The organism is Agromyces sp. NPDC058064 (assembly GCF_042885275.1).
Classification (GTDB): domain Bacteria; phylum Actinomycetota; class Actinomycetes; order Actinomycetales; family Microbacteriaceae; genus Agromyces.
The window spans coordinates 1,077,386-1,094,892 of record NZ_JBHVSE010000002.1 but is presented as its reverse complement, the minus strand read 5'-3'; the positions used below and the strand labels follow the sequence as shown (position 1 = coordinate 1,094,892).

General features: G+C 69.9%; 16 protein-coding genes. 5 read left to right on the top strand and 11 right to left on the bottom strand.

Annotated elements, in window-relative coordinates; all coding sequences use genetic code 11:
• Positions 1 to 74: 74 nt before the first annotated feature.
• Positions 75 to 1,283, top strand: coding sequence for a thiolase family protein (locus tag ACFVSL_RS10945; RefSeq protein ID WP_386940958.1), 1,209 nt, complete (start codon positions 75 to 77; stop codon positions 1,281 to 1,283).
• Positions 1,280 to 3,421, top strand: a complete 2,142-nt coding sequence (locus tag ACFVSL_RS10940) for a 3-hydroxyacyl-CoA dehydrogenase NAD-binding domain-containing protein (RefSeq protein WP_386940956.1) — start codon at positions 1,280 to 1,282, stop codon at positions 3,419 to 3,421. Before ACFVSL_RS10945 ends, ACFVSL_RS10940 begins: the two co-directional genes overlap by 4 nt.
• Positions 3,422 to 3,670: 249 nt before the next feature.
• On the opposite strand, the gene dxs is transcribed toward ACFVSL_RS10940, so the two are convergent.
• The 5 genes from dxs to dut all read right to left on the bottom strand — a co-directional run bounded on the left by dxs (position 3,671) and on the right by dut (position 10,601).
• A complete protein-coding gene (gene dxs / locus ACFVSL_RS10935) occupies positions 3,671 to 5,620 on the bottom strand; it encodes a 1-deoxy-D-xylulose-5-phosphate synthase (protein WP_386940954.1) in 1,950 nt (649 codons plus the stop codon).
• A gap of 132 nt (positions 5,621 to 5,752) precedes the next feature.
• Positions 5,753 to 8,581 (bottom strand): aconitate hydratase, encoded by a 2,829-nt coding sequence (locus ACFVSL_RS10930; RefSeq protein WP_386940952.1) that lies wholly within the window; start codon positions 8,579 to 8,581, stop codon positions 5,753 to 5,755.
• 156 nt (positions 8,582 to 8,737) lie between these two features.
• Positions 8,738 to 9,523, bottom strand: coding sequence for a DUF3159 domain-containing protein (locus ACFVSL_RS10925; RefSeq protein ID WP_386940950.1), 786 nt, complete (start codon positions 9,521 to 9,523; stop codon positions 8,738 to 8,740).
• 2 nt (positions 9,524 to 9,525) lie between these two features.
• Positions 9,526 to 10,146: a DUF3710 domain-containing protein gene (locus ACFVSL_RS10920; protein WP_386940948.1), complete on the bottom strand. Its 621-nt coding sequence runs from the start codon at positions 10,144 to 10,146 to the stop codon at positions 9,526 to 9,528.
• Positions 10,143 to 10,601 (bottom strand): dUTP diphosphatase, encoded by a 459-nt coding sequence (dut, locus tag ACFVSL_RS10915; RefSeq protein WP_386940947.1) that lies wholly within the window; start codon positions 10,599 to 10,601, stop codon positions 10,143 to 10,145. The genes ACFVSL_RS10920 and dut overlap by 4 nt, the downstream gene beginning before the upstream one ends.
• Positions 10,602 to 10,755: 154 nt before the next feature.
• Here dut and ACFVSL_RS10910 point away from each other — a divergent pair, with 154 nt between their 5' ends.
• Positions 10,756 to 11,220, top strand: a complete 465-nt coding sequence (locus ACFVSL_RS10910) for a DUF3093 domain-containing protein (RefSeq protein WP_386940945.1) — start codon at positions 10,756 to 10,758, stop codon at positions 11,218 to 11,220.
• On the opposite strand, the gene ACFVSL_RS10905 is transcribed toward ACFVSL_RS10910, so the two are convergent.
• Together ACFVSL_RS10905 and ACFVSL_RS10900 are read right to left on the bottom strand one after the other, a co-directional pair.
• Positions 11,217 to 11,510: a DUF4193 domain-containing protein gene (locus tag ACFVSL_RS10905; protein ID WP_026378289.1), complete on the bottom strand. Its 294-nt coding sequence runs from the start codon at positions 11,508 to 11,510 to the stop codon at positions 11,217 to 11,219. The two genes, ACFVSL_RS10910 and ACFVSL_RS10905, sit on opposite strands and share 4 nt — an antisense overlap.
• Positions 11,511 to 11,558: 48 nt before the next feature.
• Positions 11,559 to 11,837: a hypothetical protein gene (locus ACFVSL_RS10900; protein WP_386941141.1), complete on the bottom strand. Its 279-nt coding sequence runs from the start codon at positions 11,835 to 11,837 to the stop codon at positions 11,559 to 11,561.
• On the opposite strand from ACFVSL_RS10900, the gene sepH reads away from it, so the two are divergent.
• Positions 11,745 to 12,791, top strand: coding sequence for a septation protein SepH (gene sepH / locus ACFVSL_RS10895; RefSeq protein WP_386940943.1), 1,047 nt, complete (start codon positions 11,745 to 11,747; stop codon positions 12,789 to 12,791). The genes ACFVSL_RS10900 and sepH overlap by 93 nt on opposite strands.
• 217 nt (positions 12,792 to 13,008) lie before the next feature.
• On the top strand, positions 13,009 to 13,302 hold the full coding sequence (locus ACFVSL_RS10890; RefSeq protein ID WP_386940942.1) for a hypothetical protein: 294 nt from the start codon (positions 13,009 to 13,011) through the stop codon (positions 13,300 to 13,302).
• Here the strand turns inward: ACFVSL_RS10890 and ACFVSL_RS10885 are convergent.
• From ACFVSL_RS10885 to ACFVSL_RS10870, 4 genes are all read right to left on the bottom strand, one after another.
• Complete coding sequence (locus ACFVSL_RS10885; RefSeq protein WP_386941136.1) at positions 13,299 to 14,483, bottom strand: benzoate/H(+) symporter BenE family transporter; 1,185 nt, start codon at positions 14,481 to 14,483, stop codon at positions 13,299 to 13,301. The two genes, ACFVSL_RS10890 and ACFVSL_RS10885, sit on opposite strands and share 4 nt — an antisense overlap.
• A gap of 51 nt (positions 14,484 to 14,534) precedes the next feature.
• Entirely contained in the window at positions 14,535 to 15,812 is a 1,278-nt protein-coding gene (clpX, locus tag ACFVSL_RS10880; protein ID WP_386940940.1) for an ATP-dependent Clp protease ATP-binding subunit ClpX, read from the bottom strand.
• Positions 15,813 to 16,176: 364 nt separating this feature from the next.
• Entirely contained in the window at positions 16,177 to 16,845 is a 669-nt protein-coding gene (locus ACFVSL_RS10875) for an ATP-dependent Clp protease proteolytic subunit (protein ID WP_386940939.1), read from the bottom strand.
• A 26-nt stretch (positions 16,846 to 16,871) separates the two neighbouring features.
• A complete protein-coding gene (locus ACFVSL_RS10870) occupies positions 16,872 to 17,456 on the bottom strand; it encodes an ATP-dependent Clp protease proteolytic subunit (protein ID WP_376945565.1) in 585 nt (194 codons plus the stop codon).
• Positions 17,457 to 17,507 lie beyond the last annotated feature (51 nt).

The following is a 17,507-nucleotide window of genomic DNA, read 5'->3' as shown; positions in this document are numbered from 1 at the left end:
ACCGTCAAGCGATTCAACGCGCCCGCAGCGCCCTTCGTAGGATCGAGGCATCCTGATCGAAAGTGAGCTGCAGCGTGGCTGATCAAGCTGAAGTCGTGTTCGTCGACGGGGTCCGCACCCCGTTCGGCAAGGCCGGCGACAAGGGCATGTACTGGAACACCCGAGCCGACGACCTCGTCGTGAAGGCGATCGTCGGACTCCTCGAACGCAACCCGAACGTGCCGAAGGACCGCATCGACGAGGTCGCCATCGCCGCGACCACCCAGACCGGCGACCAGGGGCTCACCCTCGGCCGCACCGCCGCGATCCTCGCCGGACTGCCGAAGACGGTTCCCGGCTTCTCGATCGACCGCATGTGCGCCGGCGCGATGACCGCCACCGCGATGCTCGCCGGGTCGATCGGCTACGGCATGTACGACCTCGCCATCGCCGGCGGCGTCGAGCACATGGGCCACCACCCGATGGGCTCGGGCGTCGACCCCAACCCCCGCTTCCTGAGCGAGCGCCTCGTCGGCGAGGACGCCCTCGTGATGGGCGCGACCGCCGAGCGCATCCACGACCGCTTCCCGCAGCTCACGAAGGAGCGGAGCGACCGCTTCGCCCTCGCGAGCCAGCAGAAGACCGCCGCGGCCTACGCGGCGGGCAAGATCCAGCAGGACCTCGTGCCCGTCGCCATCCGCACCGAGGAGGGCTGGGGCCTCGCGACGCGCGACGAGGTCATGCGCCCCGAGACGACCCTCGAGGGCCTCGCCGGGCTGAAGACCCCCTTCCGACCCCACGGCCGCATCACCGCGGGCAACGCGTCGGGCCTGAACGACGGCGCGACCGCCGCGCTGCTCGCCTCGGGCGCGACCGCGAAGGAGCTCGGCCTCGCCCCGAAGATGAAGCTCGTGAGCTACGCCTTCGCCGGAGTCGACCCCGAGATCATGGGCATCGGCCCGATCCCCGCCACCGAGAAGGCGCTGCGCAAGGCCGGCCTCACGATCGACGACATCGACCTCTTCGAGATGAACGAGGCCTTCGCCGTGCAGGTGCTCTCGTTCATGGACCACTACGGCATCGACGACGACGACCCGCGCGTGAACCCGTGGGGCGGCGCGATCGCCGTCGGCCACCCCCTCGCCTCCTCGGGCGTCCGCCTCATGAACCAGCTCGCGAGCCAGTTCGCCGAGCGCCCCGAACTGCAGTACGGCATCACCAGCATGTGCGTCGGCCTCGGCCAGGGCGGCACGATGGTCTGGGAGAACCCGAACTTCGACAAGAAGGCGAAGAAGCGCGCATGACCGACTACTCGACCATCGACTTCGCCTCGCTCGTCGCCCTCGCCGGCGACGACGAGGTCGTGACCCGCTCCTACGTCCGCGACGTGCCGATCTCCGGCGGCCGCACGCTGGCGCTCGTGACGCTCGACAACGGCCGCGACCACACCCGCCCGAACACGCTCGGTGCGGCGACGCTGCTCGAGTACGCGGCGAAGCTCGACGAGCTGAAGGCGCGCGCCGCGGCCGGAGAGCTCCACGCGGTCGCCGTCACCGGCAAGCCGTTCATCCTGGCCGCGGGCGCCGACCTCTCGAAGGTCGCCGAGATCCCCGACAAGGAGACCGCGAAGAAGTTCGTGCAGCTCGGGCACTACGCCCTCGCGAAGCTCGGCGAGGTCGGCGTGCCGTCGTTCACGTTCTACAACGGGCTTGCGCTCGGCGGCGGCCTCGAGATCGGCCTCCACGCCGACTACCGCACGGTGGATGCCTCGGCGCCGGCCCTCGCGCTCCCCGAGGTCTTCCTCGGGCTGATCCCCGGATGGGGCGGCGCGACCATCCTGCCGAACCTCATCGGCATCGAGAACGCGCTCAAGGTCGTCATCGAGAACCCGCTGAAGCAGAACCGCACGCTCAAGGGCCAGGACGCCTTCGACCTCGGTATCGCCGACGCGATCTTCCCCTCGGTGAACTACCTGGAGGACTCGATCCGCTGGGCCGACGACGTCATCTCGGGCCGCATCAAGGTGAAGCGCCCGAACGAGCCCGGCAAGATGGAGCGGCTCGTCAAGTGGGACGCCGCGATCGGCATCGCGACCAAGATGCTGAAGAGCCGCATCGGATCGGTGCCGCAGTCACCGTACGCCGCGCTCGAGCTCATGAAGGCCGCGAAGAGCGGGACGCGCGCCGAGGGCTTCCAGCGCGAGGACGAGGTGCTCGCCGACCTCATCGCCGGCGACCAGCTGCAGGCCTCGATCTACGCGTTCAACCTGGTGCAGAAGCGCACGAAGCGCCCCGCCGGCGCCCCCGACAAGGCCCTCGCGAAGAAGGTCACCAAGGTGGGCGTGCTCGGCGCAGGCTACATGGCGAGCCAGCTCGCGCTGCTCTTCGTGCGCCGCCTGCGGGTGCCCGTCGTGATCACCGACATCGACCAGGAGCGCGTCGACAAGGGCGTGGCCTACATCGCCGGCGAGATCGACGCACTGCTCGGCAAGGGCCGCATCTCGCCCGACGAGGCGAACCGGCTGAAGGCGCTCGTCACCGGCACCACCGACAAGGCCGACTTCGCCGACTGCGACTGGGTCATCGAGGCCGTGTTCGAAGAGCTCGAGATCAAGCAGAACGTCTTCGCTGAGATCGAGCAGCACATCTCCCCCGAGGCCGTGCTCGCGACGAACACCTCCTCGCTCTCGGTCGAGCAGATCGGCGCGAAGCTGGCCCACCCCGAGCGGCTCGTCGGCTTCCACTTCTTCACCCCCGTCGCGGTCATGCCGCTCATCGAGGTCGTGAAGACGCCGCACACCGACGAGGCGACGCTGTCGACCGCGATGGTCGCCGCGAAGAACCTGAAGAAGAACGCCGTCATCACGGCCGACACCCCGGGCTTCGTCGTCAACCGCCTGCTCGCGGTGCTCCTCGGCGAGGCCATGCGCGCCGTCGACGAGGGCACCTCCTTCGAGACGGTCGACCAGGCAATCGCCCCGCTGGGCCTGCCGATGGCGCCGTCGGTGCTGCTCGACCTCGTCGGGCTCAAGGTCGGCGCGCACGTGCTCGACACGCACCACGCGGCGTTCCCCGACCGGTTCTACCGCAGCGAGAACCTGCACAAGCTCGCCGAGTACGGCAAGCTCCTCGAGAAGGACGACAAGGGCAAGGTCAAGGGCTTCGACAAGGGCGCCCTGAAGATCGTCGCCGGCGGCAAGAACCCGCGCTCGGCCGACGAGATCCTCGTGTCGCTGCAGGACGGCCTGGCCCGCGAGGTCAAGCTCATGCTCGACGGCGAGGTCGTCGCAGCACCCGAGGACATCGACCTCTGCATGGTGCTCGGCGCCGGGTTCCCGTTCCAGATGGGCGGCGTCACGCCCTACCTCGACCGGGTCGGCGCCTCCGAGCGCGTCTTCGGCGACACCTTCCACCACCCGCAGGTGAAGGGCGTCGGCGCCTAGTCGGCGCACGACGGCACGCGAACGCGGCCCCCGGCTCCTGCCGGGGGCCGCGTTCGTGTGCGGCGGATGCCGCGAGGTCGGAGTTCGACGGACGGCTCGGGCTTCCTGCGGGGCGGACGCCTCGAGCCCCGGCGTGGTCGCGGGGGAGCCCCGGGGCATCCGAGTCGCCCGTCTGATGCCCGACGACGTCGCGATCGCGCCGGACGGGACGCACCGCGCCGGCCGGTTCGCCGGCAGGAGGCGCGGCGGCTAGACCCGGGGCTGCGGGCTCGTGTCGGTCGGCACGGCCGCCTCGGCACCGGCCGGGCGGGCGTGCGGCAGCTTCGAGCCGAGGACCATGGCCGTCACGTCGCGCGCGATGTGCTGCGGCGTGAGGCCGACGCGCTCGAGGATGTCGGCCCGCGAGCCGTGCTCGAGGAACTCGTCGGGCAGGCCGAGCTCGGTGACGGCCGTGTCGACCCCGGCCTCGCGCAGGTCCTGGCGGATGCGGGTGCCGATGCCGCCGACGCGAATGCCGTCCTCGAGGCTCACGACGATGCGGTACTCGGCCGAGAGGTCGATCACGCTGCGCGGCACGGGCACGACCCAGCGCGGGTCGACGACGGTCGCACCGATGCCCTGCGCCTCGAGGCGCTCGGCCACCGCGAGCCCGATTCCGGCCATCGGCCCGACCGTCACGAGCAGCACGTCCTTGCGCTCCGACTCGGCGAGCACGTCGACGCCGTCGTCGGTGCGGCGGACGGCGTCGTAGTCGACGCCGACGGTGCCCTTCGGGAAGCGCAGCACCGTGGGCGCGTCGTCGACGGCCACGGCCTCGCCGAGCTCCTCGGCGAGGCGGATCGCGTCGCGCGGCGCGGCGATGCGGATGCCGGGGACGACCTGGAGGATCGAGAGGTCCCACACGCCGTGATGGCTCGGGCCGTCGGGGCCGGTGACGCCGGCACGGTCGAGCACGAAGGTGACGCCGGCCTTGTGCAGGGCCACGTCCATCAGCACCTGGTCGAACGCGCGGTTGATGAAGGTGGCGTACACGGCGACGACCGGGTGCAGTCCGCCGAAGGCGAGGCCCGCGGCCGCCGTCGCCGCGTGCTGCTCGGCGATGCCGACGTCGAACACCCGGTTCGGGAAGCGCTCGGCCATGCGGTGCAGCCCCGTCGGCCGGAGCATCGCTGCGGTGATGCCCACGAGACGCTCGTTCTGCTCGGCCTGGCGCACGAGCTCATCGGCGAAGGCGCTCGTCCACGACGGCCCGGCGGATGCCTCGAGCGACTCCCCCGTCTCGGGGTCGATCTGGCCGACGGCGTGGAACTGGTCGGCGACGTCACGGCGGGCGGGCTCGTAGCCGCGGCCCTTCTCGGTGATCGTGTGCACGATGACGGGGGCGCCGTAGGCCTTCGCCTGGCGCAGCGCCTCCTCCATCGCGTGCTCGTCGTGCCCGTCGACCGGGCCGATGTACTTGATGTCGAGGTTCGAGTAGAGCGCCTCGTTGCCGGTGAATCGACTGAGGAAGCCGTGGAGGCCCCCGCGCACGCCCCGGTAGAACGCACGTGCGGGCCCGCCGAGCTTGTCGAACGCGCGACGGCTCGAGAGGTGGAGGTTGCGGTAGCCCTGCTTCGTGCGCACGGTGTTGAGGAAGCGGGCCATGCCGCCGATCGTCGGCGCATAGGAGCGGCCGTTGTCGTTGACCACCACGATGAGCTTGCGGGTGTTGTCGTCGGAGATGTTGTTGAGCGCCTCCCACGTCATGCCGCCGGTGAGCGCGCCGTCGCCGACGACCGCGATGACGTGGCGATCGTCCTGGCCCGTCATCTCGAACGCCTTCGAGATGCCGTCGGCCCAGGAGAGCGAACTCGAGGCGTGCGAGCTCTCGACGATGTCGTGCTCGGACTCGGAGCGCTGCGGGTAGCCGGCGAGGCCGCCGGTGCGTCGCAGCGACGAGAGGTCGGTGCGGCCGGTGAGCAGCTTGTGCACGTAGGACTGGTGCCCGGTGTCGAACACGATCGCGTCGCGCGGCGACTCGAACACCCGATGGATGGCGATCGTCATCTCGACGACGCCGAGGTTCGGGCCCAGGTGTCCGCCCGTCTTCGAGACGGACTCGACGAGGTACTCGCGGATCTCGCGCGCGAGCTGCTCGAGCTGCTCCTGGCTCAGCGCATCGAGGTCGCGCGGGCCAGAGATCGTCGAGAGCAGGGTCATGCGTGGTGCCTCCGGAGTGACGCGGCGATGCCGCCGAACGGAACGAGTCTACGCCGGGCAGGCTGTGAGCCCGGGCAGACGAGGGGCGATCGGCGGAATCGCCGATCGCCCCCTCGTCGAAAGCGTGTCGCGTCAGACCAGGCTGCGCAGCACGTACTGCAGGATGCCGCCGTTGCGGTAGTAGTCGGCCTCACCCGGCGTGTCGATGCGGACCACCGCGTCGAACTCGACGGGCTGCTTGCCCTCGGCCGAGAACTCGCTCGGGACCGCGGTCACGCGGACCGTCTTCGGGGTGACGCCCTCGTTCAGCTGCTCGAGGCCCGAGATCGAGACGATCTCGGTGCCGTCGAGGCCGAGCGACTCCCAGCTCTGGCCGGCCGGGAACTGCAGCGGGACGACGCCCATGCCGATGAGGTTCGAGCGGTGGATCCGCTCGAAGCTCTCGGTGATGACCGCCTTGACGCCGAGGAGGCTCGTGCCCTTTGCCGCCCAGTCGCGCGACGAACCGGAGCCGTACTCCTTGCCGCCGAAGATGACGAGCGGGGTGCCCTGCGCCTGGTAGTTCTGGCTCGCGTCGTAGATGTACGACTGCGGGCCGCCCTCCTGCGTGAAGTCGCGGGTGTACCCGCCCTCGACGACCTGGCCGTCGTTGACGGCCGAGACGAGGAGGTTCTTCAGGCGGATGTTGGCGAAGGTGCCGCGAATCATGATCTCGTGGTTGCCGCGACGCGAGCCGTAGGAGTTGAAGTCCTTGCGCTCGACGCCGTGCTCGGTCAGGTACTGCGCCGCCGGGGTGCCCGCCTTGATGTTGCCGGCGGGGCTGATGTGGTCGGTCGTGACCGAGTCGCCGAGCGTCGCGAGCACGCGGGCGCCCGCGATGTCGGCGACGGGCGTGAGCTCCATCGACATGCCGTCGAAGTACGGCGCCTTGCGCACGTAGGTCGAGTCGGCGTCCCACTCGAAGACCGGGCCGGTCGGGGTCGGCAGCGTCTTCCAACGCTCGTCGCCCTCGAACACCGTGGCGTACTGCTTGATGAACTGCTCGCGCGAGATCGACGAGTCGATGATCTCCTGGACCTCGGCGGGCGCGGGCCAGATGTCCTTCAGGAAGACGTCGTTGCCCTCGCCGTCGGTGCCGAGCGGGTCGGTCTCGAAGTCGAAGTTCATCGAGCCGGCCAGCGCGTACGCCACGACGAGCGGCGGCGAGGCCAGGTAGTTCATCTTCACGTCGGGGCTGATGCGGCCCTCGAAGTTGCGGTTGCCCGAGAGCACCGCGGTGACCGCGAGGTCGTTGTCGTTGATGGCCGCGGAGACCTCTTCGATCAGCGGGCCGGAGTTGCCGATGCAGATCGTGCAGCCGTAGCCGACGGTGTAGAAGCCGAGCCCCTCGAGCGACTTGTCGAGGCCGGACTTCTCGTAGTAGTCGGTGACGACCTTCGAGCCCGGGCCGAGGGTGGTCTTGACCCACGGCTTGGTCTTGAGGCCCTTCTCGAGCGCATTGCGGGCGAGCACGCCCGCCGCGATCATGACCGACGGGTTGGAGGTGTTCGTGCACGAGGTGATCGCCGCGAGCGCCACCGAGCCGTGGTTCAGCGTGAACGACGGGCCGCCCGCGACCGTCACCGGGGTCGGCTTCGAGACCGTCTTCGGCGCGTGCGAGTGGTGGTGGTGCTCGTGGTGGCTCGACTCGTCCTCGGGGGTGAACCCGGGCGGGTCGGAAGCGGGGAACGACTCGGAGATCGTCAGGTCGACGAGGTCGTGGTCGACGTCGGCGTAGTTGGTGAGGTCGACCTCGAACTGCTCCTTCGAGCGCGAGAGCAGGATGCGGTCCTGGGGACGCTTCGGACCGGCGATCGACGGGACGACCGTCGAGAGGTCGAGCTCCATGTACTCGCTGAAGTCGGGCTCGTTGTCGGCGTCGTGCCAGAGCTTCTGCACCTTCGCGTACTGCTCGACGAGGGCGATCGCGGCCTCGTCGCGACCGGTGAGGCGCAGGTAGTCGAGGGTGACGTCGTCGATCGGGAACATCGCGGCGGTCGAGCCGAACTCGGGGCTCATGTTGCCGATGGTGGCGCGGTTCGCGAGCGGCACCGAGGCGACGCCTGCGCCGTAGAACTCGACGAACTTGCCGACGACGCCGTGCTGGCGGAGCATGTCGGTGATCGTGAGGACGACGTCGGTCGCCGTCACGCCGGCGGGGATCTCGCCCGTGAGCTTGAAGCCGACGACGCGCGGGATGAGCATGGAGACGGGCTGGCCGAGCATGGCCGCCTCGGCCTCGATGCCGCCGACGCCCCAGCCGAGCACGCCGAGGCCGTTGACCATGGTCGTGTGCGAGTCGGTGCCGACGCAGGTGTCGGGGTAGGCGCGCAGGACGCCGTCGACCTCGCGGTCGTAGACGACCTTGGCCAGGTGCTCGATGTTGACCTGGTGCACGATGCCGGTGCCCGGGGGCACGACCTTGAAGTCGTTGAAGGCGGTCTGGCCCCAGCGGAGGAACTGGTAGCGCTCGCCGTTGCGCTCGTACTCGATCTCGACGTTGCGCTCGAGGGCGTTCTCGGTGCCGAAGAGGTCGGCGATGACGGAGTGGTCGATGACCATCTCGGCGGGCGAGAGCGGGTTGATCTTGTTCGGGTCGCCGCCCAGCGCGGTGACCGCCTCGCGCATGGTCGCGAGGTCGACGATGCAGGGCACGCCGGTGAAGTCCTGCATCACGACGCGCGCGGGCGAGAACTGGATCTCGGTGTCGGGCTCGGCCTGCGGGTCCCACGAGCCGAGCGCCTCGATCTGCTCCTTGGTGACGTTCGCACCGTCCTCGGTGCGGAGCAGGTTCTCGAGCAGCACCTTCAGGCTGAACGGGAGCTTCTCGTGACCCGGCACGGTGTCGAGCCGGAAGATCTCGTAGGACTCATCACCGACGCGGAGCGTGTCCTTCGCCCCGAAACTGTTCACTGCAGACACGATGTCCTCTCCTTCGCGGATGCCGGCGACGACGCGCACGACATTCCATCTTCTCCGTCAGACATGGGGCGGTACCAGCAAGGGTAACCTAAGCCGATCGCCAGCCGACAGGCCTCGCACTGCGTGCGAATTTATCTTGACGTCGAGATAACTCTATCACTCGCCGGAGCGCGCCGACGACGGGTAGACGGCGCGCACCACCAGCCAGGAGAAGACGAGCACGAGCGCGTAGAGGGGAACCCCCATCAGCAGCCGGAAGGCGCCGAGCGCCTCGACGTTCCCCGCGAAGTAGAAGGGCAGCTGCACGGCCAGACGTGCGACGAAGAGCCCGATCCAGACGAGCGTCAGGAACTGCATCGCACGGTACTTGCGGCGGTCGTTGCGCCACGCGACCCCGTCGCCCATGAGGAAGCCGACGATGAGCCCGATCGCGGGCCATTTCACGAAGAGCGAGATCAGCAGGGCGAGCGCGTACGCGGCGTTCGTGAAGAAGCCGAGCACGTAGTTGTCCTCCGCACGACCGGTCCACAGCGCGAGCGCCGCCGAGGCGAGCACGCCGATCAGCCCGGCGATCGCCTGCGTCGGCTGCCCCTTGGTCGCGACGCGGACGACCGTGAAGACGACGGCGAGCCCGACCGACGCGATGAGCGCAGGGACGAGGGCGGCCTGCGGATCCTGCCCCGCGAAGCTCGTGAGCGAGCTGTAGACGACGAGGAAGACGAGGCCGGGCAGCAGCGCCTCGAGGATGCCGCGGACTCCGCCGACCGCGACGAGCAGGTCTCGTCCGCTCAGCTTCTCGTCGCGCGCCAACGCACCGAGCCCGCTCTTCTCCGCGGCGGCCGCGAAGGCGCGACCGAACTCGCCGGAATCGGTTCGGGATTCGCCCGAGGCATCCTGCCCGTTGTCGGGGTCGGGGTGCTCGGCACCCGTCGGGTGCGTCATGCCTACGCGGTCGGGGCGCCGGTCGACGACGCCGGCATCCGCAGCGGGATGAGGTCGCGAGGCGGCATCGGCGTCGCGCCGCGCACCACCACGATCGAACGGAAGAGGTCCTCGACCTGCGCCGCGGCGGCCGGATCGACCGCGGCCTGGCCGGCGATCACGCCGCGCAGGAACCATCGGGGGCCGTCGACGCCGATGAAGCGGGCGAGACGCATCTGGCCCTGCTGGCCCTCGCCTGCCGCAACCGGGATCTGCGCGAGCAGCTCGGGACCGAAGGTGCCCTCGCGCACCGTCGTCGTGCCGCCCTGGCGCGCGATCTGCTCGGCGATCTGGGCACGGATCTCGTGCCAGAGGCCGCTCGAGCGCGGTGCGGCGAACGGCTGCACCTGCAGCGTCGAGTTCGCGTAGTCGAGGCCGATCGCGACGACCCGCTTCGTGCCCTCCTCGACCTCGAGACGGAGGTGCAGGCCTTCGCGCGGCAGCACCTTCACGCCGCCGAGGTCGACGTACGGACGGACCGGGTTGGCCTCCGACTCGTCGAACGGGCCGGCACTGGCCCGATCGTCGGGTGCGGACTTGGGCTGGTCGACGACCGCGCCGTCGGTGTTCTCGATGTCGCTCACGCGTTCACTCCTGACTTGTGCTCCCCGAATCCCGTGGAGCCGAATCCACCCTCGCCGCGCAGACTGCTCGGGAGTTGCTCGACCTCGACGAAGCGCGCCCGGCTCACGGGCATGACGACGACCTGGGCGATGCGGTCGCCGGCCTCGATCGCGTACGCGTCGCGCGCGTCGGTGTTGAGCAGTGCGACCTTGATCTCGCCGCGATAGCCGGCGTCGACGGTGCCCGGCGCGTTCACGATCGTGATGCCGTGCTTGAACGCGAGACCCGAGCGCGGCACGACGAAGGCCACGTACCCCTCGGGCAGCGCGATCGAGACGCCCGTGCCGACGGTGGCGCGCTCCCCCGGCTGGAGGACGACGGACTCCGCGGCATGGAGGTCGGCCCCGGCGTCGCCCTCGTGGGCGTAGCTCGGGATGCGTTCGGCGGTGATCAGCACATCGACGGAATCGGTCACCGTTCGAGGGTAGTGCAGAAGTCCGTGCGCGCACGCCGCGGGGCCACCGGCACCTCCCGATCACCGGGTAGTGCAGAAGTCCGTGCGCGCACGCCGCAGGGCCACCGGCACCTCCCGATCACCGGGCAGCGCAGAAGTCTGGTCTGATAGAACCATGCCCGAATACCACGAGAGACTCTGGCCGACGCCGTGGATCTACATCGCCAGCCTGCTGCTCATCCCCGCGAGCATCCTCGTGCTGGCTCCCGTCTCGCTGCCCGCCGGCATCGCCACGGGGGTCATCCTCTACCTCGCGGCGGTGGGCGCGCTGACCCTCACCGCCCCCACCCTCGAGGTCCGCGGCGGCCGATTCCGTGCCGGACGGGCCGAGATCTCGGTCGAGCAGCTCGGCGAGGCGGTCGCCGCCGACGAGGCCGCGGCGCGCATCGAACGCGGCACCGGGCTCGATGCCCGCGCGTTCCTCGTCATCCGCGGCTGGGTGCGACCGGTCGTGCGGGTGCCGATCATCGACCCTGCCGACCCGACGCCGTACTGGCTCGTGTCGAGCCGCCGACCCAAAGAACTGGCCGCCGCGATCAACGGATCACGACGGCCTGAAGGTGAGGAGCGCAGCGTCTAGGACGCGCACTCCAGGCAGATCGGCCCGAGCTTCGTCTCGTGGTCGATCTGCGAACGGTGCTTCACCAGGAAGCAGTTCACGCAGGTGAACTCATCGGCCTGGGGCGGAAGCACGACGACATCGAGCTCGACGTCGGAGAGGTCTGCACCGGAGAGGTCGAATCCTCCGGGGTTGTCGGCATCGTCGACATCCACCACTCCCGACATCTTGTCGGGGACGCGTTCCTTGAGGGCCTCGATCGACTCCGAGTCGTCTTCGGTCTTCCGCGGGGCGTCGTAATCCGTTGCCATTCCCATCCATTTCCTCATGCGCCGAAGATTCGGCGGCCATAGTCTGCATCAAAACGGGAACGTAAGCAAACCCTCGTGCACGCCCGTTCCGGATGCAACGTGCTCAACTTCCGCCGCGCCCGCGCTATTCCCGCGAGCACCGTCGGCGACGTGGCATCCTTGGGCGGAGACGAAAGCACGGAAGGGCTTGTCGCGATGCAGGAACTCAAGGTAATCGGAGTCGAGAACGGCGCGTTGCTCGCTGCCTCCGACGATGGCGCGCGCTTCCGGATCGAGATCGACGAGGTGCTCCAGTCGCGGATCCGGCAGGCTCAGCCCGAACAGCACACCGGGCCGAAACCCTCGCCCCGCGAGATCCAGACGCACATTCGTGCAGGCATGTCGGCCGAGGAGGTCGCGCAGGTCACCGGTGCGTCGGTCGACTACATCCGGCGTTTCGAGGGGCCCGTGCTCGCCGAGCGCGACCACGTCGTCACCTCGGCGCTCGCCGTGCCCGTCAACCTCGGCGTCGAGGCCGACCCCGCCGACGAGCCCGCGACCTTCGGCGGCGTGATCCGCGACCGGCTCGCGAAGCTCGGCGCACAGGGCGAGCGCTGGGCGAGCTGGAAGGACGAGGAGCGCGGCTGGATCGTCAAGCTCGAGTTCACCGCCGACACGATCGACCACGACGCCCGCTGGACCTTCGAGCCGCGCAAGCAGTCGCTGCAGCCCCTGAACTCCGAGGCGGTCACGCTGTCGCAGCAGGGCGAGCTCAAGGGCGGGCTCATCCCCCGGCTCCGCGCCGTCGGGCCCGACTCCGACGAGTCGAGGTTCGACAGCGGCGCGTTCACCTTCGACGAGATCGACCACGGCGACAACGACACGGCGCCCCACCTCGAGCCGCTCCCCTACGCGCGCACCTCGCAGACCTCGAGCCCCGCGGTGGCGCGCGCGGCCATCAAGCGGGCCGACGAGCCGAAGCAGTCGCTCGGCGAGACGGCCGACCTCCTCGAGGCGCTTCGGCGTCGACGGGGTGAGCGCGAGTCGGCGAACGTCGAGCAGGACTCGCCGCGACCGGCCCCCGCCCCGGCGCCGGCGCCGATCGCGCCGGCGGCCGCCGTCGAGCCGCACCCCGAGCCCGCCGACGAGCAGCCCGGCGCCGGCGCCCGCAGCCTCTGGGGCAAGGTCTCCTCGCCCGCGAACAACGGCGGCGCATCTCGCGGCCAGAAGAAGGGACGCGCGTCGATGCCCAGCTGGGACGAGATCGTCTTCGGCGCCCGCACCGACGACGACCTGGCCTGATCAGACCCGACCGACGGCCCCGGCAGCGCATCGCTGCCGGGGCCGTCGCACGTTCGGGCACGGCTCGCGGGTGCACGGCTCGCGGGTTCGCCGTGACTCTCGCGCCTCGGCCGGCGGTGTCGACGCGCCGTCCGCGCCCGCCGGCCCGGTCGCCGCATCGACGGCGATGCTAGAATTCGAACACATGTTCGAATGACCGGCCCGATCGGAGGTGCCCGTGCCCCAGCTGGAGGAGCCCGTCGAGCTGTGGACCGACGACGCGGGCACGCCGTTGCGCCTGGTCTGGCGGGCCCGGCGGTTCCGGGTCAGCGACACCCCGACCGCCCTCGTCGGTGCGTGCGGGTGGTGGCGGCCGTTCGCCGAGCACGACGTCTCCCCCGGCCGCGCACCGCTCGAGATCTCGGGCTGGCGGTTCCAGGCGAGCACCGACGACGGCGAGACCCATGTCTTCGACGTCGAGCAGGAGCCGGGCGCCGACGCGAGATGGCGTGTCGTGCGGCTCTTCGACTAGTCGTCGACGACGTCGCCCATCGGCTCGTCAGTACGCCGAGTCGCCGCGTCGGCCGGCGCGACCGGGTCCGCGGGTGTCCGCGGCCTCAGCCACAGCATGAGCACCCCGCCGACGACGAGCCCCCAGAACGCCGAGCCGATGCCGGCGACCGCAACCCCCGAGGCGGTCACGAGGAAGGTGCCGATCGCGGTGATGCGCTGCCCGGGCGCCTCGAGCGCGGTGGTGAGCGCCGTGACGAGCGCCCCGAGCAGAGCGAGCCCGGCGACCGCGGTGATGATGATCGGCGGCGACGCCTGCACGATCGCGGCAGCGAGACCCGCCCCCACGCCGAGCAGCAGGTAGACGACGCCCGACGAGACGGTCGCGATCCAGCGCCGACGCGGATCGGGTGCCGCCTCGGGGCTCGCCATGATCGCGGCGGTGATCGCGGCGAGGTTGATCGCGTGTCCGCCGGCCAGCGCGGCCGCCATCGTGGCGACCCCCGACGTCATGAGGACCGGCCGCGGCCGGAGTCGGAACCCGAACGTCGACATGACGGCGAACCCGGGAACGTTCTGCCCGGCCATCGTGACGATGAACAGCGGCAGGCCGAGGCTCACGATGACGAAGGGATCGAACACGGGAGCCACGAACTCGAGGCGCGGGACGACGGCGTCGTTGCCGAGCACCGCCGGCCCCGCGATGACGGCGATGCCGACGACGGCCACGAGCATGGCAGCGGGCACCGCCCAGCGCGGCGCGAGCCGGGCGAGCAGCAGCCAGACGAGCACCATCGGGATCGCGATCGCCGGCTGCTCGATCGCCGCGGTCACCGGGGCGATGCAGATCGGGAAGAGGATGCCGGCGAGCATCGCGCTCGCGATGGGCTTCGGGATGCTCGTGATCGCCCGGCCGAGCGCGGGCCAGAGACCCGAGAGCACGATGAGCGCGCCGCAGACGAGGAAGGCGCCGGTCGCCGCGGCGAAGTCCTGGGTCGTGCTCGCCGCGGCGACGAGCAGCGCCGCGCCGGGCGTCGACCAGGCGAACGACACGGGCACGCGCATGAGGATCGGCAGCACGATGCAGGTGATGCCGGTCGCAAGGCACAGCGCGAACAGACCGGACGCGGCCTGCGAATCAGTGGCGCCGACGGCGACCAGCCCGGCGATGACGAGCGCGAACGAACTGGCGAACCCCGTGATGGCGGCGATGACGCCCGCGACGACGGTGTGGAAGATGGGCGGCGCTCTCGCCTAGGCCGACTTCTCGGCGCGGCGCGGCTTGTGGGGAACGATCGTCGGGGCCGCGTTGTCGAGTACCGCGGCGCGCGTCACGACCACACGGGCCACGCCCGTCGAGGACGGCACCTCGAACATGATCGGCCCGAGCACCTCCTCCATGATCGCCCTGAGGCCGCGGGCACCCGTCTGGCGGAGCACCGCGAGGTCGGCGATCGCCTCGAGGGCGGCCTGCTCGAAGTCGAGCTCGACGCCGTCGAGCTCGAACATGCGCTGGTACTGCTTGACGAGGGCGTTCTTCGGCTCGGTGAGGATCTCCATCAGGGCCTCCTGGTCGAGCGGCGTCACCGTCGCGACGACCGGGAGCCGGCCGATGAACTCGGGGATGAGTCCGAACTTGTGCAGGTCTTCCGGGAGGACTTCGCTGAAGATGTCGGCCTCGTCCTCCTTGTTGTGGAGGGGCGCACCGAAGCCGATGCCGCGCTTGCCCGCACGCGAGGAGATGATGTCCTCCAGCCCGGCGAACGCGCCCGCCACGATGAACAGGACGTTCGTCGTGTCGATCTGGATGAACTCCTGATGGGGGTGCTTGCGCCCGCCCTGCGGCGGCACCGAGGCCACCGTGCCCTCGAGGATCTTCAGCAGCGCCTGCTGCACGCCCTCGCCCGAGACATCCCTCGTGATCGACGGGTTCTCGGCCTTGCGCGCGATCTTGTCGACCTCGTCGATGTAGATGATGCCGGTCTCGGCCCGCTTGACGTCGTAGTCGGCCGCCTGGATGAGCTTCAGCAGGATGTTCTCGACGTCTTCGCCGACGTAGCCCGCCTCGGTCAGCGCGGTCGCGTCGGCGACGGCGAACGGCACGTTGAGCTGCTTCGCGAGCGTCTGGGCGAGGTAGGTCTTGCCGCAGCCGGTCGGGCCGATGAGCAGGATGTTCGACTTCGCGATCTCGACGTCGTCGTGGGCGCGGTCGGCGGTCGTCAGCGTCGCCTTCGCGCGCACGCGCTTGTAGTGGTTGTATACCGCGACGGCGAGCGCCTTCTTCGCGGCCTCCTGGCCGATCACGTACTCCTCGAGGAAGGCGAAGATCTCCTTCGGCTTCGGCAGCTCGAACTCGCCGGCCTCGGTCTCGCCGGCCTCGGCGAGGCGCTCCTCGATGATCTCGTTGCAGAGTTCGACGCACTCGTCGCAGATGTAGACGCCGGGTCCGGCGATGAGCTGCTGGACCTGCTTCTGGCTCTTTCCGCAGAAGGAGCACTTCAGCAGATCGGCGCTCTCTCCGATGCGTGCCATCGAAACCCTCCCTGTCGACGAGTCTGCTCCGAGCCTAGCCCGAGTTCCGGCGGTTGCGGCGTAGCCCGAGCGATTCGACACGCCAGCGGGTTCGCCCGCCGCGAACCACCGGTTCAGTCGATGAGACGGCGCAGCCATCGGCGCCGGTCGTCGAGGCACGAGCGCCGGTGCGCGACGTCCTCACCGACGAGGAAACCGAGGCCGGGCAGGCAGTCGAGGCCGCGGCGACGATGAGCCGGGCGATCGCCCGGAACCGTCGCGGGCCACGCCCCGTGGTCGACCGGCGCGTCCGCATACAGCGAAACGCGGCGGACGGCCGGCTGTCGTCCAGCCGGCCGTCCGCCGCGTTCGTCACGCCGCGAGGCTACCGGGTGATCGCCGGCAGGCTCTTGCGCGAGGTGAGCACCTGGTCGATGAGGCCGTACTCGAGGGCCTCGGCGGCCGACAGGATCTTGTCGCGGTCGATGTCGGCGTTGACCTGCTCGGGCGTGCGGTTCGAGTGACGCGACAGCGTCTCCTCGAGCCATCCGCGCATGCGCAGGATCTCGGCGGCCTGGATCTCGATGTCGCTCGCCTGGCCGTGCCCTGCCTCGCCCATGGCGGGCTGGTGGATGAGCACGCGGGCGTTCGGCAGCGCGAGGCGCTTGCCGGGCGTGCCGGCCGCGGCGATGACCGCGGCGGCAGAGGCCGCCTGGCCGAGCACGACGGTCTGGATCTGCGGACGGATGTACTGCATCGTGTCGTAGATCGCCGTCATCGCGGTGAACGAGCCGCCGGGCGAGTTGATGTAGAGGATGATGTCGCGGTCGGGGTCCATCGACTCGAGCACCAGGAGCTGGGCCATGATGTCGTCGGCCGAGGCGTCGTCGACCTGCACGCCGAGGAAGATGATGCGGTCCTCGAAGAGCTTCGCGTACGGGTCCTGGCGCTTGTAGCCGTAGGCGGTGCGCTCCTCGAAGCTCGGCAGGATGTAGCGCGAGCCCGGTGCCTGCACGCCGTTGAAGGCGGTGCCACCGAAAGCAGGGATGTTCATTCTGACGTTCTCTCTTCTCTCGATGCCTACGCCTGGGTTCCGCCGCCGCCGGCGACGTCGAGCGCCGACTCGCGGATGTGGTCGACGAAGCCGTACTCGAGGGCCTCCTGCGCGTTGAACCAGCGGTCGCGGTCGCCGTCGGCGTTGATCTGCTCGACGGACTTGCCGGTCTGCGCGGCCGTGATCTCGGCGAGACGCTTCTTCATGTCGAGGATGAGCTGCGCCTGCGTCTGGATGTCGCTCGCGGTGCCGCCGAAGCCGCCGTGCGGCTGGTGCAGCAGCACGCGCGCGTTCGGCGTGATGTAGCGCTTGCCCTTCGTGCCGGCCGTGAGGAGGAGCTGCCCCATCGAGGCGGCCATGCCGATGCCGACGGTGACGATGTCGTTCGGCACGAACTGCATCGTGTCGTAGATCGCCATGCCGGCCGTGATCGAGCCACCGGGCGAGTTGATGTAGAGGTAGATGTCCTTCTTGGGGTCCTCTGCGGCGAGCAGCAGCAGCTTCGCCGCGATCTCGTTGGCGTTGTCGTCGCGCACCTCGGAGCCAAGCCAGATGATGCGGTCCTTCAGCAGTCGATCGAAAACACCGGTGCCTGGTGTCGGTTCGGCCATGTGTCGCTCCGTTTCGGTTGTCGCGTTGAATCGAATCTATCCGGTGCAACG

Coding starts and splice junctions, on each gene's coding strand:
- ACFVSL_RS10940 (WP_386940956.1), top strand. CDS start 1,280: ATGACCGACTACTCGACCATCGACTTCGCCTCGCTCGTCGCCCTCGCC.
- dxs (WP_386940954.1), bottom strand. CDS start 5,620: ATGACCCTGCTCTCGACGATCTCTGGCCCGCGCGACCTCGATGCGCTG.
- ACFVSL_RS10925 (WP_386940950.1), bottom strand. CDS start 9,523: ATGACGCACCCGACGGGTGCCGAGCACCCCGACCCCGACAACGGGCAG.
- ACFVSL_RS10910 (WP_386940945.1), top strand. CDS start 10,756: ATGCCCGAATACCACGAGAGACTCTGGCCGACGCCGTGGATCTACATC.
- ACFVSL_RS10905 (WP_026378289.1), bottom strand. CDS start 11,510: ATGGCAACGGATTACGACGCCCCGCGGAAGACCGAAGACGACTCGGAG.
- clpX (WP_386940940.1), bottom strand. CDS start 15,812: ATGGCACGCATCGGAGAGAGCGCCGATCTGCTGAAGTGCTCCTTCTGC.
- ACFVSL_RS10875 (WP_386940939.1), bottom strand. CDS start 16,845: ATGAACATCCCTGCTTTCGGTGGCACCGCCTTCAACGGCGTGCAGGCA.
- ACFVSL_RS10870 (WP_376945565.1), bottom strand. CDS start 17,456: ATGGCCGAACCGACACCAGGCACCGGTGTTTTCGATCGACTGCTGAAG.